Here is a 13,695-nt window from a genome sequence, read left to right on the forward strand (position 1 = left end):
GCGTTCCGGGAAGAGCGCCGCCGTCCCATCGCTCCATCTATCGCGGCTGTGGAAGCCTGACGGTCTCTCCCACGACATCGATCGCCAGCTTGCCTCGAAGCCCGCGGGCGCCTCCGCTTTCGAGCACGTCGTGCGCTTCGCCGATCCGAGCCAGAGGCAGCACGGCGCCGACGACAGGTCGGATCAGGCCGCGTTCGACCAGGTTCGTCAGCGCGTCGAGTTTGCCCCGGTTCTGCCGGGTGAAGACGAAATGGTAGGCGGCGTTCTTGCCCCACGCCTCGATCAGGTTCTGCGGCTGTGCGATATCGACGATGCTGACGACCCGTCCGGCGTCCGCGAGGACGAGCGCGCTTCTCGTCAGGGCGTCGCCGCCAATCGTGTCGAACACGACGTTCACGCCATGCCCGTTGGTCAGTTCCGCCACGGCCGAGACGTAGTCGTCGGACGTGTGGTCGATCGCCTCGTCGGCTCCAAGCGAACGCACGAACTCATGGTTGCTGCGGCGCGCCGTGGTGATGACCCGCGCGCCCATCGCTTTGGCGACCTGGATCGCGATCGTGCCGACGCCGCCAGCTCCGCCGTGGATCAGAATGGTCTCATGGACGGCGAGCTGGGCGCGGGTCACCAAGGCTTCCCAGACCGTGCCTCCGACCAGCGTCAGGCTGGCGGCCTCCAGATGGGTGATGTTGCGCGGCTTGCGGGCGACCAGATCGACATCGGCGACGTGCTGCTCCGCATAGGAGCCGGGGCCGCCGAAGATCTTGGGCGTGTAGTAGACCTCGTCGCCTATCTCGAACTCGCTGACCGACGTCCCCGTCTCTTCCACGACGCCGGAAACGTCGTGACCGATGATGGCGGGGAGCGGCACATAGTCGGCGTAGTCGCCGCGTCGGATCTGATAATCCAGCGGGTTGAGGGCGGTGGCGTGAACCCGCACCCGGACCTGTCGAGGTCCGACTGGCGGCACGGCCACATCGCGCATCTCGAAAGCGTCGAAACCGCCGAACTTACTCAGGACGATCGCCTTCATGGTGTCGCTCATGCTCTTACCCTTTCAGTAGCCAAATGGAGGATAAGAGCTCACCTAGCGGGTACGCGCGATCTCCGTAATACGTACAAATTCTGCTCTAAGTGCACGAAAGGATACCGTCATGGCCAAACGGCGCCACTCCAGTTTCGACGACAATCCTGGTTGCGCTGTGGAGGCGGCGATCAGCTTGATCGACGGAAAATGGAAGTGCGTCGCGCTTTGGTATCTTCAGGAGAGAGGCGCGGTTCGCTTCAATGAATTGATGCGCCTGATGTCCGGGGTCACGCAGAGGACGCTGACCAATCAGTTGCGCGAGCTGGAAGCCGACGGACTGATCAATCGCGTCGTCTACGCTCAGGTGCCGCCCAAGGTCGAATACAGCCTGTCTGATCGGGGCCGGACATTCGTGCCGATCCTTTTGGCTCTCTCAGATTGGGGAGAAGCCAATATGGACCTGTTCCAGCAGTCCCAGACCGCGGCCTCGGAGCCAGCGCCGGTTCCGCGCGGCGTCTGAGACTTTCGCCCCGGGTAAGCGCGCGCTATAAGCCGCGCGCTTTCAACCCTTCGAAGCGTGAAGAGCGCGCGTCATGCCGACGCCGCCCGCGCCGCACAAGACAAGGCGTCCAAAATGGCCATCGAGCGCACCTTCTCCATCATCAAGCCCGACGCGACCCGCCGCAACATCACGGGCAAGGTGCTGTCCTATCTCGAGGCCGGCGGCCTGCGCGTCGTCGCCCAGAAGCGCATCCACATGACCAAGGAGCAGGCCGAGGGCTTCTACGCGGTCCACAAGGAGCGCCCGTTCTTCAACGACCTCGTCTCCTTCATGATCTCCGGCCCGGTCGTGGTCCAGGTGCTCGAAGGCGAAAACGCCGTGCTCAAGAACCGCGAGATCATGGGCGCGACCAACCCCGCCAACGCCGACGCCGGCACGATCCGCAAGGACTTCGCCGAGTCGATCGAGGCGAACTCGGTGCACGGTTCGGACGCGCCCGAGACCGCCAAGGAAGAGATCGCCTACTTCTTCAAGCCGGAAGAGATCGTCGGCTGAACGATAGAAGACGCCGCTTCCCCGATCTGCGGCATGCATGATACCAAGCGTGCGCCGGCCGGCGCACGCTTTCGTGAACGCCTCCCGGTCTCAAGCGCCGCGTCCGACGGCGCCCAACAACGGGGGAGGGGGCCATGGGTTTCGGCTCCGCTGAGTGGCTCGCGCTTGGCGAGATCATCTGGATCAACGCGCTTCTGTCTGGCGACAACGCCGTCGTCATCGCGATGGCGTGCCGGTCGTTGCCGGCCAGGCAGCGAAAAATGGGCATGGTGGCGGGCGCTGGCGTCGCCATCGCGCTGCGCGTGCTGTTCACGCTCATCATCGTGCGCCTTCTGGGCGTGCCTTATCTCAAGATCCTCGGCGCGCTCGCGCTGCTCTACATCGCCGTCGATCTCGTAGGCCCGCAGGGCGCCGAGGACGAGCAGGGCGTGAAGAGCCACGAAAGCCTCTGGCGGGCGATCGCCACCATCGCGATCGCCGACGTGGTCATGAGCCTCGACAACGTCATCGCCATCGCGGGCGTCGCCGGAGACCACTTCGGTCTGCTTGTTCTCGGACTCGTGATCTCGGTTCCGATGATCGTCGCGGGCAGCGCCGTCATTTTGGCCATAATGGATAAGTTCCCGCTCATCGTGTGGGCGGGCGCGGCGCTGCTGGGCTATGTCGCAGGCGAAATGCTCGTGTCCGACAAGGCCTTGGAGGATCACTTCGGCGGCGAATACGTTCACAGTTGGGAGACGACGGCGGCGCTCACGCTCGCGGTCGTGGTTCTGCTGGTCGGCTGGCTGGTGCGTCGGATGAAGGTCAGAAGCCGCGTCGAAGAACACGCGGGATGATCACGGTCTCGATATCGGATCCGGGGCCTGCTACCAAAGTGTAACGGCGGGCCCCCCTCTCTCGGAGGCGTCCCGCCTTCGGGAGGGACCTCATGGAATTCAATTTCGCGTTCGATCAGCCGGCGTTCTGGATCTCGTTGATGCAGATCATCTGGATCGACCTGCTGCTGTCGGGCGACAACGCCGTGGTCATCGCGCTCGCCTGCCGCAAGCTGCCGGCCGATCAGCGCAAGATGGGCATTCTGCTCGGCGCGGGCGCGGCCGTCGGCCTGCGAATCATCTTCGCCTTCTTCATCACCTTCCTGCTCGGCGTGCCCTTCCTGAAGATCGCCGGCGGCGTCCTTCTGTTCTGGATCGCCATCAAGCTCGCGACCGACGAGCATGAGGAGCACGCCGACGTCGAGGCCTCCTCGAACCTCTGGGGCGCGGTCCGCACCATCGCGATCGCCGACGCCGTGATGAGCCTCGACAACGTGGTGGCGATCGCCGCCGCCGCGAAGGGTCATCCCGAGCTCTTCATCTTCGGCCTGCTGCTGACGATCCCGCTGATCATCATGGGCTCGACGCTGCTCTCCACGATCCTCCAGAAGTACCCGTTCCTGGTCTGGCTCGGCGCGGCGCTGCTCGGCTGGATCGCGGGCGAGATGATCCTTGGCGACGTGCTGGTGGTCGGCTGGCTGCAGGGCTTCGACCCGGCGCTCGTGGTTCCGGATCCGGAGACGCAAGGGCAGTTCACCGCCGTGAAGTGGCTGCACTACGCCGCGGCCGCGGCCGGCGCCGCGATCGTCATCGCGCTCGCCTACTTCGTGAAGCGCAAGAAGCACGCGACCGCCGAAGGCACGATCCGCGACGCGTCGTGATCGCGGACTGACAAAAACAGGAAAGGGCGCGGAGCGATCCGCGCCCTTTTTCTTTTGGGGCGGGGCAAGCGAACCGGGCGCTTCGAAAAGCGAACCGCAGGAAGATCGCGGAGATCGACGCGCCTTAGGCGTAAGGCGTTCCGTCCTTGCGGCGGAACAGCCCGTCGGCGTTGGCGCTCATCATGTCGACGTCCGAACAGGTGATGACGTCGTCCGGGTTCCGCGAACCGACCTCGAGATAGACCGCGGTTCGGTCCGAGCGGTTGATCATGTGGTGGCCGTCTCCGGTCCCCTTCGGAAAGGCGACGCTGTCGCCGGCCCGAAGCAGGGTTTCGCCGCCGTCCTCGACCAGCGTCAGCTCGCCTTTGAGCACATGGACGAACTCATCCTCGCGGCTGTGCCAGTGCCGCTGGCTCGACCGGCCGCCGGGAGGAAGGCGCATGAGATTGACGCCGAAATCCGTCAGTCCGCCGGCGTCGCCGAGCCGGCGGCGGATCCGCGACGCGCAAGGCGCGGCGAACTCCTCAGGATAGCCGGAGCCTTTTTGCTCCGGGGCGTCGGCGAGGTCGATCTTGGGCATGGCGCGTCTCCGAGCCGACCGTGGTCGGCAGGCGAAGATAGCGCGAAGGGCTCGCGTGGCCCTTAGGGCCAGATCAGCGCCTCGGGAGCTTCGACCGCCCGGTCCCAGACCACGCGGTCTCCCGCGAGCCGGGCGCGGCCGTCCGCCCAGGCTTTGAGCGCATGGACGTAGAGCTTGTGCTCGGCCTTCAGCACACGGGCCGCGAGCGCCGCCTCGTCGTCGCCGTCGAGCACCGGCGCCGCCGCCTGCGCCACGATCGGGCCGGCGTCCATTTCTGCGGTGACGAGATGCACCGTGCAGCCGTGGAGCCGGACCCCCGCCTCGAGCGCCCGGGCGTGGGTGTCCAATCCCTTGAAGCTCGGCAGCAGGGCAGGGTGGATGTTGAGCATCCGCCCCTCCCACTTCGAGATGAAGCCGGGCGTCAGCAGCCGCATGAAACCCGCCATGCAGATGATGTCGGGGCGGTGGCCGCGAAGCTCCGCGTCGAGCGCCTCGTCGAAGGCCTCGCGGGACGGAAACTTCTTGTGGTCGACGACCGCGGTCGCGATGCCGGCGCCCGCCGCGATGTCGAGCGCGCCTGCGGTCGGGCGGTTCGAGATCACGGCGACGATCTCGGCCGGAAAGCCCGGCTCCTTCGCGGCGTCGATGAGCGCCGCCATGTTGGAGCCGCGGCCCGAAACGAGGATCGCGACGCGCATCGTCAGAACCCGAGCGAGCCCGAGAACGTGACGGGCTCGTCTGCGGCCGAGATCGCCACGATCTCGCCGATGCGCGCGACCGTCTCGCCCTCGTCGGCGAGCTTCGCCACGATCGCCTCGGCCTGGTCGGCCGAAGCCACCACCACCATTCCGACGCCGCAGTTGAAGGTGCGCAGCATCTCGTGCTCGGCGACCCCGCCCGCCTGCGACAGCCATCCGAACACCGGCGGAGCCTTGATCGCGGACAGGTCGATCGCGGCCCCGAGGCCGTCGGGCAGCACGCGCGGAAGATTGTCGGGCAGGCCGCCGCCGGTGATATGGGCGAGCGCCTTGATCTCGAACCCGGCCTTCAACGCGGCGAGCAGCGGGCGGACATAGATCTTGGTAGCCTTCAGCAGCGCGCGCCCGAGGCTCTCGGCCGGCGCGAAGGGCGCGGCGTCCTCAAGCGACAGTCCCGAGCGCGCGACGATCCGGCGGACGAGCGAAAAGCCGTTCGAATGAACGCCCGACGATGCGAGGCCGAGCAGCACGTCGCCGTCCTTCACGTCGCGGCGCGGCAGCAGCTTGCCCCGTTCGGCCGCGCCGACCGCAAAGCCTGCAAGGTCGTACTCGCCGTCCGGATACATGCCCGGCATCTCGGCCGTCTCGCCGCCGATCAGGGCGCAGCCGGCCTCCATGCATCCTGTGGCGATGCCCTTGACGACCTCATAGGCGGTGTCGCCCGAGAGCTTTCCGCAGGCGAAATAGTCAAGGAAGAAGAGGGGTTCGGCGCCCTGCACCACGACGTCGTTGACCGACATCGCGACGAGGTCGACGCCGACCGTGTCATGGACGCCGGTGTCGAAGGCGAGCTTGAGCTTGGTGCCGACGCCGTCATTGGCGGCCACCAGCACGGGGTCGGCGAAGCCTGCGCCCTTGAGGTCGAACAATCCGCCGAAGCCGCCGATCTCGGCGTCCGCGCCGGGGCGACGGGTGGCCCGAACGAGCCCCTTCAGCCGTTCGACCAGCGCGTTGCCCGCATCGATGTCGACGCCGGCGTCCGCATAGGTGAGGCCGGCCGCGTCTTTGTCCTGTCCGGCCATTTCGGCTCCATTCGAAAACGTGCGCGACCCTTAGACCGCCGGGGCGTCTCGACGCAACCGACGCCGGCGGCGCGGGCCCCAGTCATCCACGGCGCAGCCGCCCATCCGCTCGACGCCTCGGACGTCCTCGTCCGGCCCGTTCTCCGGCAAGCCCGCCTTGACGCTCGCCTCGGCGGGCGCCTATCTCCAGGCATCGTCAGGCGTTTCGGCCGATGGCCCCCGGGCCCTGGCCGCCCGCGCCGGCAAACCGCAACGGGAGCAGGGCCATGACGCTGCAACGCCAGGCGCTGTTCTGGCTCTGCGCCTTCGCAGGGCTCATGCTGTTCCTCTATCTGTTCTCGAGCATCCTGCTGCCCTTCGTGGCTGGGCTCGCGCTCGCTTATCTGCTCGATCCGCTCGCTGATCGGTTGGAGCGCGTCGGCCTGCCGCGCGTCTGGGCGACGGTCGTCATCCTGATCGCCTTCGTGCTCGTGCTGGTCCTGGCGGTCATGCTGATCGTGCCGGTGCTCGGATCCCAGATTTCCGGGTTCGTCGAGCGCCTGCCCTCGACGGTGCAGCGGCTGCAGGAGCTGATCGCCGCGCAGAACGAGCAATGGCTCGGCCGAATGGTCGGGCAGGGCGTCGGGCAGCTCAAGTCCTCGATCGGCACGGTCGTGAGCCAGGGCGTGGACTGGCTGACGTCGTTCCTCGTCTCGCTGTGGAGCGGCGGGCAGGCGATGATCTCGCTGCTCAGCCTCCTCGTCGTCACCCCCGTCGTCGCCTTCTACATGCTGATCGACTGGGACCGGATGCTCGGTACGCTCGACGACTACGCGCCCGTCCGCCACAAGGACACGATCCGCCGGCTCGCCCGCGAGATGGACGAGGGGATTTCGGGCTTCGTGCGCGGGCAGGCGCTGGTGTGCCTCATCCTCGGCACGTTCTACGGCATCGCGCTGACGCTGGTCGGGCTCAACTTCGGCCTCGTCATCGGCCTCGGGGCCGGCTTCATCGGCTTCATTCCCTATGTCGGCTCGATCACGGGCCTGCTGGTTTCGGTCGGCGTCGCGATCGTGCAGTTCTGGCCGGACTGGACGATGGTGATGGTCGTGCTCGGCATCTTCGTGTTCGGTCAGTTTGTCGAAGGCAACATCCTCCAGCCGCGCCTCGTCGGCCGGTCGGTCGGGCTCCATCCGGTGTGGCTGATGTTCGCCCTCGTCGCCTTCGGCTACCTGATGGGCTTCGTCGGCCTGCTGGTCGCGGTGCCGCTCGCGGCCGCCGTCGGCGTGCTCGCGCGGTTTGCTGTCGACCGCTATCTCCAGAGCGAATTCTACACCGGCGACACGCCGAACGAATTGCCGATGGGGCTTGCGGCCCGGCCGCTGCCCGGCCGCGGCGCGCCGCCGACGCTGCCGCCCAGCCAGAACGCGGGCGCGCCGCAGGCCGGCGCGTAACCCATGCCGCGCGAGGCTCCCCGGCAATATCCGCTCGCGCTGCCGGTCGAGCACAGGTTCGGGGCGGAGGACTATTTCGTCGCCGGCCCGAACCACGCCGCGCATGCGCTGGTGACCTCCTGGCCGCGATGGCCCGACCGGATCCTGCTGCTGGCGGGGCCCGAAGGGGCAGGCAAGAGCCATCTCGCCTCGATCTGGGCGGCGACGGCGGAAGCCGCGGCTGCTTCGAGCGCCGCGGACGCGCTCGACGCCCTGAGAGCCATGCCGGAGCGCCCGATCCTGCTCGACGACTGCGACGCGCCGGGCGCGGACGAGACTGCGCTGTTTCACCTGCTCAACGCCGTACGGGAGGCGAGGGGCGAGCTGCTTCTCACCGCGCGGAGCACGCCGACCCCGACGTGGCCGCGCCTCGCCGATCTCGCCTCGCGGCTTCGCGCTGTCCCGGTCGCGCGGCTCGAACCCGCCGACGACCAGATGGTGGCGGCGGTGCTCGTCAAGCTCATCGACGACAGACAGTTGCGCGTCGAGGCCGACGTGGTGGAATTTCTGGCGCTGCGGGCCGATCGTTCGATTGGCGCCGTCCGTGCGCTCGTCGAAGCTCTCGACCGCGAGTCGCTCGCGCGCGGTCGCGCGGTGGGTCGTGGATTGGCGGCGGACGTCATCGCCCGCATGCAGGAGGAAACCGACTAAATGGACGTTGCGAAGCCGTCACACGGCCGTCGTATAGAGCGCGCTCCCCGCCGCAAGCCCGCCCCCGCGGAGCCGAATGGGGAAGGAGCCGAAGAGATGAACGAGAACGTCCGCGTTCCGCCGCGCGCCGCCATCGCCGAGGTCGAGCTGAAGGCTCCCGAGGCTGAGAAGCCCGAAGTCGCGCCGGGCGATCCGTCCCGTTTCGTCAACCGTGAGGCGTCCTGGATCGGCTTCAATCGCCGGGTTCTCGAAGAGGCCTCCAACGCCAATCATCCGCTGCTCGAGCAGCTCCGCTTCCTGTCGATCTCGGCCAACAATCTCGACGAGTTCTTCATGGTTCGCGTCGCGGGCCTGCGCGCACAGTCGCGCACCGGCCTCACCACGGTGAGCCCCGATGGCCTCTCGCCCGCCGAGCAGATGGTGCGGATCGCCGAACTCGTCTCCTCGCTCGCCCGCGACCAGCAGGTGCGTTGGCTTGAGCTGCGCTCCCAGCTCGCCGACACCAAGATCTTTCTGGTCGAAGGCCCGCAGCTGACGAAGGCCGAGAAGGTCTGGCTCGAGGATCATTTCCTCAACTACGTCTTCCCGGTGCTGACGCCGCTCGCGGTCGATCCGGCGCATCCTTTCCCCTTCATCCCCAATCTCGGTTTCACGATCGCGCTGCAGCTCGCGCGCCAGTCGGACGGGCGCCCGCTCAACGCGCTCATCCGCATGCCGGCGCGCTTCGAGCGCTTCATCAAGCTGCCGGACGGCGGAAACGAAGGGACGCGGTTCATCAGCCTCGAGCAGGTGATCGGCCTGCACATCGGCAGACTGTTTCCCGGCTACACGGTGTCCGCCCAGGCGGCGTTCCGCATCATCCGCGACAGCGATCTCGAGGTCGAGGAAGAGGCCGAGGATCTCGTCCGCACCTTCGAGAGCGCCCTCAAGCGCCGTCGCCGCGGTTCCGTCATCCGGCTTGAGATCGAGAACACGATGCCGCCGGAGCTGCGCGCCTTCGTGATCGCGGCGCTCGCGGTGGCCGATGACGAGGTGTTCGTGGTCGACGGCGTTCTGGCGCTCGGAGACCTCAGCCAGATCGTCGGCGTCGACCGGCCGGACCTCAAGTTCAAGCCCTACAATCCGCGTTTCCCGGAGCGGATCCGCGAACAGGCCGGCGACGTCTTCGCGGCGATCCGCGAAAAGGACTTCATCGTCCACCACCCGTACGAGTCGTTCGACGCCGTCGTCCAGTTCCTGTTCCAGGCGGCGCGCGACCCGAACGTCGTCGCGATCAAGCAGACGCTCTACCGCACCTCGTCCGACAGCCCGATCGTCAAGGCGCTCGCCGAGGCGGCCGAAGCCGGCAAGTCGGTCACCGCGCTCGTCGAGCTCAAGGCGCGCTTCGACGAGGAGGCGAACATCCGCTGGTCGCGCGACCTCGAGCGCGCCGGCGTGCAGGTCGTGTTCGGCTTCATCGAGCTGAAGACGCACTCCAAGCTCTCGCTCGTCGTGCGCCGCGAGGCCAGCGGGCTGCGGGCCTACTGCCATGTCGGCACCGGCAACTACCACCCGATCACGGCCAAGATCTACACCGACCTCTCGGTGTTCACGGACGATCCCGTCATCGGCCGCGACGTCGGGCGGCTGTTCAACTTCATCACCGGCTACGCCGAGCCCGACGAGCTCGAGTTGATGGCCGCTTCGCCCCACACGCTGCGCAAGCGCTTCATCCAGCATGTGCGCGAGGAGATCGAGCACGCCAAGGCAGGCCGGCCGGCCGCCATCTGGGGCAAGTGCAACAGCCTGGTGGACCCGGAGACGATCGACGCGCTCTACGAGGCGAGCCAGGCCGGCGTGCAGGTCGATTTCGTGGTCCGCGGCATGTGCTCGCTGCGTCCGGGCGTGCCGGGCCTTTCGGAGAACATCCGGGTGAAGTCGATCGTCGGCCGCTTCCTGGAGCACAGCCGGATCTACGCCTTCGGCAACGGCCATGGGCTTCCCTCGCCGCAGGCGCACGTCTATATCGCCTCGGCCGACCTGATGCAGCGGAACCTCGACCGGCGAGTCGAAGCGATGCTGCCGATCACCAACCCGACCGTCCACGAACAGGTTCTTGACCAGATCATGGTGGCGAACCTCAAGGACAACCAGCAAAGCTGGACCATCCTCCCCGACGGAACCTCGCGGCGCATCGCGCCGGCCGAAGGCGAGGAGCCGTTCAACGCGCATCAGTATTTCATGACCAATCCCAGCCTCTCCGGACGTGGAAAGTCGGTGAAGACCAGCTCGCCGCGTCGCCTGGCCAAACGTGGCTAAGTCCGGCCAGAAAGCAGAACCCGGCGCGGCCCTCGGCCGCGCCGACCGACCGCTTCTGCCGCCAGGCCGGCTTCCTTGCGGCCCGCCCGTCGCGATCGTGGACATCGGCTCGAACTCGGTGCGCCTCGTGGTCTACGAGGGCATTTCACGTTCGCCCACAGCGCTCTTCAACGAGAAGGAGCTCTGCGCGCTCGGCCGTTCGGTCGCCGTCACGGGCAAGCTCGCCGACGAGTCGGTCGCCAAGGCGATCTCGGCGCTGAAGCGCTTCCGCACGCTCGCCGACGGCATGAAAGTCGGAAAGGTCTACGTGCTCGCGACCGCCGCGGCCCGCGACGCCGAGAACGGCCCGGCTTTCCTGCAGGAGGCCGAGCGCATCTGCGGAGCGCCGGTCGAGCTGCTTTCAGGCAAGCGCGAGGCGCATCTCTCGGCGATGGGCGTCGTCTCGGGGTTCTTCCGTCCGGACGGCGTGACGGGCGATCTCGGCGGCGGCAGCCTCGAGCTCGTCGACGTCGCAAAGAAGCGCATCGCGGCCGGCGTCACCTATCCGCTCGGCGGCATCCGCCTGCAGGACGTCTCGGACCGCTCGATCAAGAAGGCCGACCGGATCGTCCGCGACGAACTCGAGAACTCCGCGCCGCTCGAAAGGCTGAAGGGGCGCACCTTCTACGCCGTCGGCGGCACGTGGCGGGCGCTCGCCCATCTCCACATGGTGCAGAAGCACTACGCGCTGCACGTGCTCCACGGCTACACGATCCCGGCCAAGGAGGCCCTCGAGTTCTGCCGGCTGGTCCGCCGCGTCGACCCGGACACGCTTCCGGCGATCGGCGTCGTCTCCTCGGACCGTCGCCCGCTGCTCGCATACGGCGCGCTGGTGCTCGAGCACATCATCCGGATCGGCAAGCCGACGGAGGTCGTGATGTCCGGCCTCGGCGTGCGCGAGGGGCTGCTTTACGAACTCCTCGACGACGAGGGCCGCCGCGAGGACGGGCTGATCAGCTCCGCGCGAGACCTCGGCTGGCTGCGCTCGCGCGCGCCGCGCCACGGCGACGACCTCCTGGAGTGGACCGACCGGCTGTTCCGCTCCGTCGATCTCGACGAGACCGCGGAGGAGCGCCGCTGGCGCCACGCCGCCTGCCACCTCTCCGACCTCGCCTGGCGCGCCCATCCTGACTATCGCGGCGAGCAGGCGCTCGACGTCATCGCCCACGCGGCGTTCACCGGCGTCGATCATCCGGGCCGCGCCTTCATGTCGCTTGCGATCTTCTACCGGCACATGGGGCTTCTGGACGACGAGGCCTCGCCCCGGATCCGCGAGATCGCATCGACGCGCATCCTCGACCGGGCGCGCACGCTCGGCGGGGCGATGCGGGTCGCGTTCCTCGTTTCGGCCGCAGTCCCCGGCATGCTGCCGCGCGCGCCGCTCGTCATGAAGCGCGACGTGCTGACGCTGAAACTGCCGTCCGAGCTCGGCGACCTCGCCAGCGACAAGCTCAGGAACCGGCTGAACAAGCTCGGCAAGCTGCTGGGAAAGCAGACCGCCATCGAGGCGATCTGAAGCGCTTGCCGAACGAGGCGCGCGAACCGCCTCGTCATGCCCGAGCCTTCGCTCGGGCATCTGAGACTTGGAACAGCGCCGGGTCCTTCGACCAAGTCGCAGGTACCCGGCTCCGCCGGGCATGACGCCTACGCAAGTCTCTCGTCAAATCAGCAAGGCCCGCCGGGCTTTGCTGCAGACGCTTTTCAGATCTCCTGCGTCGCCTGCTCTCCGCCGTTGCCGCCGCCGCCGCCACGACGGCCGCGGCTCCGCCTCGGCTTCGGCGCGGGCAGGGGGCCGTCCTCGCCGGGCTCGCGCTCGAGCGCCACGACCCGGCCTCGTTCGATCCCGAGCGCCAGCGTTCCGGCCTTGAGCTTCAGCGCCTGCTCGCCGAACAACTCGCGCCGCCAGCCCGAAAGCGCAGGAACGTCGGCGTCGTCGTCGGCCGAGATGCGTTCGAGGTCTTCGGTGTTGGCGAGCACCTTGGCGGCGACCGCATGCTTCTCGGCGATCATGCGCAGAAGCACCTTGAGGAGCTCGACAGTCGCCGGATTGCCGCCATTGCCGCGCTGGGCCTCGAGCGCGGGGAGGTCGGCGGGATCGCGCTTGAGGCCGCGCTCGACGGCTTCGAGAATCTCCTGCCCGGCCTTGGACCGTTCGTAGCCGCGAGGGAAGGCGCGCAGGGATCCGAGCGCCGCCACGTCGCGCGGCGCGCGCGTCGCGACCTCGACGATGGCGTCGTCCTTCAGCACGCGAGAACGCGGCACGTCGCGCCCCTGCGCCTCGCGCTCGCGCCAGGCCGCCACCTCGATCATCACGGCGAGGTCGCGCGGCTTGCGCAGCCGCGAGGCGAAGCGCCGCCAGGCGTCGTCGGGATGGGCCTCATAGGTCGCGGGCGAGGTCAGCACCTCCATCTCCTCGCTCACCCAATCGGCGCGGCCCCGCTTGTCGAGGTCGGCCGCGAGCTTCTCGTAGACGTCGCGCAGATGCGTGACGTCGGCGATCGCGTAGGTCACCTGCTCGTCGGAGAGCGGGCGGCGGCTCCAGTCTGTGAAGCGCGAGGACTTGTCGATCACGCCGCCGGTCGTGCGCGCGACCAGCTGGTCGTAGGAGATCGAGTCGCCGAAGCCGAGAACCATGGCGGCGACCTGCGTGTCGAACACGGGGTGCGGCACCTTGCCCGACAGGTGATGGAAGATCTCGATGTCCTGCCGGCCGGAGTGGAAGACCTTCAGGACGTTTCTGTCGTCCATGAGCTCGAACAAAGGCGTAAGGTCGATGCCCGGCGCGAGCGCGTCGACGACTTCGGGCCCCTCGGCGTCGGCGAGCTGCACGACGCAGAGCTTTGGCCAGAATGTGGTCTCGCGCAGGAACTCGGTGTCGACCGTGATGTAGGGCGCTTTCGCCAAGCGCGCGCAGACGGTCTTGAGGGCGTTCGTATCGGTGATCATCGTCAGGTCGCTATAGCGGGTTCGGCCCGCAGTGTCTTGGGAGAAGGTCGAGCTTACACGCCCAAGTCGATCTGGACTGCGTGCTTCGAGACGCCCGCTCACGCGGGCTCCTCAGCATGAGGAGCGTCTGGGATGCTCAACGATCCTCATGC

At 67.7% G+C, this 13,695-nt stretch carries 13 protein-coding genes; 8 read left to right on the top strand and 5 right to left on the bottom strand.

All coding sequences use genetic code 11. The features are described 5' to 3' along the window. Positions 1-37: 37 nt before the first annotated feature. On the bottom strand, positions 38-1,042 hold the full coding sequence (locus ACFOWB_RS16240; protein WP_261403201.1) for a zinc-dependent alcohol dehydrogenase family protein: 1,005 nt from the start codon (positions 1,040-1,042) through the stop codon (positions 38-40). Between the two features lie 109 nt (positions 1,043-1,151). Between ACFOWB_RS16240 and ACFOWB_RS16245 the strand changes: the two genes are divergently transcribed. From ACFOWB_RS16245 to ACFOWB_RS16260, 4 genes are all read left to right on the top strand, one after another. Beyond that, positions 1,152-1,544 carry a winged helix-turn-helix transcriptional regulator gene (locus ACFOWB_RS16245; RefSeq protein WP_261403202.1) on the top strand — a complete coding sequence of 131 codons (393 nt, stop codon included), beginning with the start codon at positions 1,152-1,154 and terminating at the stop codon, positions 1,542-1,544. A 114-nt stretch (positions 1,545-1,658) separates the two neighbouring features. Continuing rightward, a complete protein-coding gene (gene ndk, locus ACFOWB_RS16250) occupies positions 1,659-2,081 on the top strand; it encodes a nucleoside-diphosphate kinase (protein WP_261403203.1) in 423 nt (140 codons plus the stop codon). A 134-nt stretch (positions 2,082-2,215) separates the two neighbouring features. After that, on the top strand, positions 2,216-2,917 hold the full coding sequence (locus ACFOWB_RS16255) for a TerC family protein (protein ID WP_378148293.1): 702 nt from the start codon (positions 2,216-2,218) through the stop codon (positions 2,915-2,917). 92 nt (positions 2,918-3,009) lie between these two features. After that, complete coding sequence (locus ACFOWB_RS16260) at positions 3,010-3,777, top strand: TerC family protein (protein WP_261403205.1); 768 nt, start codon at positions 3,010-3,012, stop codon at positions 3,775-3,777. 124 nt (positions 3,778-3,901) lie between these two features. On the opposite strand, the gene ACFOWB_RS16265 is transcribed toward ACFOWB_RS16260, so the two are convergent. The 3 genes from ACFOWB_RS16265 to purM all read right to left on the bottom strand — a co-directional run bounded on the left by ACFOWB_RS16265 (position 3,902) and on the right by purM (position 6,137). Next, positions 3,902-4,357: a cupin domain-containing protein gene (locus tag ACFOWB_RS16265; protein ID WP_378148295.1), complete on the bottom strand. Its 456-nt coding sequence runs from the start codon at positions 4,355-4,357 to the stop codon at positions 3,902-3,904. Positions 4,358-4,419: 62 nt separating this feature from the next. Then, positions 4,420-5,055: a phosphoribosylglycinamide formyltransferase gene (purN, locus tag ACFOWB_RS16270; RefSeq protein WP_378148297.1), complete on the bottom strand. Its 636-nt coding sequence runs from the start codon at positions 5,053-5,055 to the stop codon at positions 4,420-4,422. Between the two features lie 2 nt (positions 5,056-5,057). After that, positions 5,058-6,137, bottom strand: a complete 1,080-nt coding sequence (purM, locus tag ACFOWB_RS16275) for a phosphoribosylformylglycinamidine cyclo-ligase (protein WP_261403207.1) — start codon at positions 6,135-6,137, stop codon at positions 5,058-5,060. A 266-nt stretch (positions 6,138-6,403) separates the two neighbouring features. Between purM and ACFOWB_RS16280 the strand changes: the two genes are divergently transcribed. The 4 genes from ACFOWB_RS16280 (at position 6,404) to ppx (ending at position 12,113) form a co-directional block, all read left to right on the top strand. Further along, positions 6,404-7,570, top strand: a complete 1,167-nt coding sequence (locus ACFOWB_RS16280; protein WP_378148299.1) for an AI-2E family transporter — start codon at positions 6,404-6,406, stop codon at positions 7,568-7,570. A 3-nt stretch (positions 7,571-7,573) separates the two neighbouring features. Then, positions 7,574-8,260, top strand: coding sequence for a DnaA ATPase domain-containing protein (locus ACFOWB_RS16285; protein ID WP_261403208.1), 687 nt, complete (start codon positions 7,574-7,576; stop codon positions 8,258-8,260). A 96-nt stretch (positions 8,261-8,356) separates the two neighbouring features. Further along, on the top strand, positions 8,357-10,558 hold the full coding sequence (locus ACFOWB_RS16290; RefSeq protein WP_378148302.1) for an RNA degradosome polyphosphate kinase: 2,202 nt from the start codon (positions 8,357-8,359) through the stop codon (positions 10,556-10,558). Continuing rightward, positions 10,551-12,113: an exopolyphosphatase gene (gene ppx / locus ACFOWB_RS16295; RefSeq protein WP_378148304.1), complete on the top strand. Its 1,563-nt coding sequence runs from the start codon at positions 10,551-10,553 to the stop codon at positions 12,111-12,113. The genes ACFOWB_RS16290 and ppx overlap by 8 nt, the downstream gene beginning before the upstream one ends. Before the next feature lie 185 nt (positions 12,114-12,298). Here the strand turns inward: ppx and rnd are convergent, their stop codons facing one another. Further along, on the bottom strand, positions 12,299-13,549 hold the full coding sequence (gene rnd / locus ACFOWB_RS16300; RefSeq protein WP_378148820.1) for a ribonuclease D: 1,251 nt from the start codon (positions 13,547-13,549) through the stop codon (positions 12,299-12,301). Positions 13,550-13,695 lie beyond the last annotated feature (146 nt).

Origin of the sequence: Chenggangzhangella methanolivorans (genome assembly GCF_042648545.1) — a bacterium.
GTDB classification, from domain to species: Bacteria; Pseudomonadota; Alphaproteobacteria; order Rhizobiales; family Methylopilaceae; genus Methylopila; species Methylopila methanolivorans.

Coding starts and splice junctions, on each gene's coding strand:
- ACFOWB_RS16240 (WP_261403201.1), bottom strand. CDS start 1,042: ATGAGCGACACCATGAAGGCGATCGTCCTGAGTAAGTTCGGCGGTTTC.
- ACFOWB_RS16245 (WP_261403202.1), top strand. CDS start 1,152: ATGGCCAAACGGCGCCACTCCAGTTTCGACGACAATCCTGGTTGCGCT.
- ndk (WP_261403203.1), top strand. CDS start 1,659: ATGGCCATCGAGCGCACCTTCTCCATCATCAAGCCCGACGCGACCCGC.
- ACFOWB_RS16255 (WP_378148293.1), top strand. CDS start 2,216: ATGGGTTTCGGCTCCGCTGAGTGGCTCGCGCTTGGCGAGATCATCTGG.
- ACFOWB_RS16260 (WP_261403205.1), top strand. CDS start 3,010: ATGGAATTCAATTTCGCGTTCGATCAGCCGGCGTTCTGGATCTCGTTG.
- ACFOWB_RS16265 (WP_378148295.1), bottom strand. CDS start 4,357: ATGCCCAAGATCGACCTCGCCGACGCCCCGGAGCAAAAAGGCTCCGGC.
- purN (WP_378148297.1), bottom strand. CDS start 5,055: ATGCGCGTCGCGATCCTCGTTTCGGGCCGCGGCTCCAACATGGCGGCG.
- purM (WP_261403207.1), bottom strand. CDS start 6,137: ATGGCCGGACAGGACAAAGACGCGGCCGGCCTCACCTATGCGGACGCC.
- ACFOWB_RS16280 (WP_378148299.1), top strand. CDS start 6,404: ATGACGCTGCAACGCCAGGCGCTGTTCTGGCTCTGCGCCTTCGCAGGG.
- ACFOWB_RS16285 (WP_261403208.1), top strand. CDS start 7,574: ATGCCGCGCGAGGCTCCCCGGCAATATCCGCTCGCGCTGCCGGTCGAG.
- ACFOWB_RS16290 (WP_378148302.1), top strand. CDS start 8,357: ATGAACGAGAACGTCCGCGTTCCGCCGCGCGCCGCCATCGCCGAGGTC.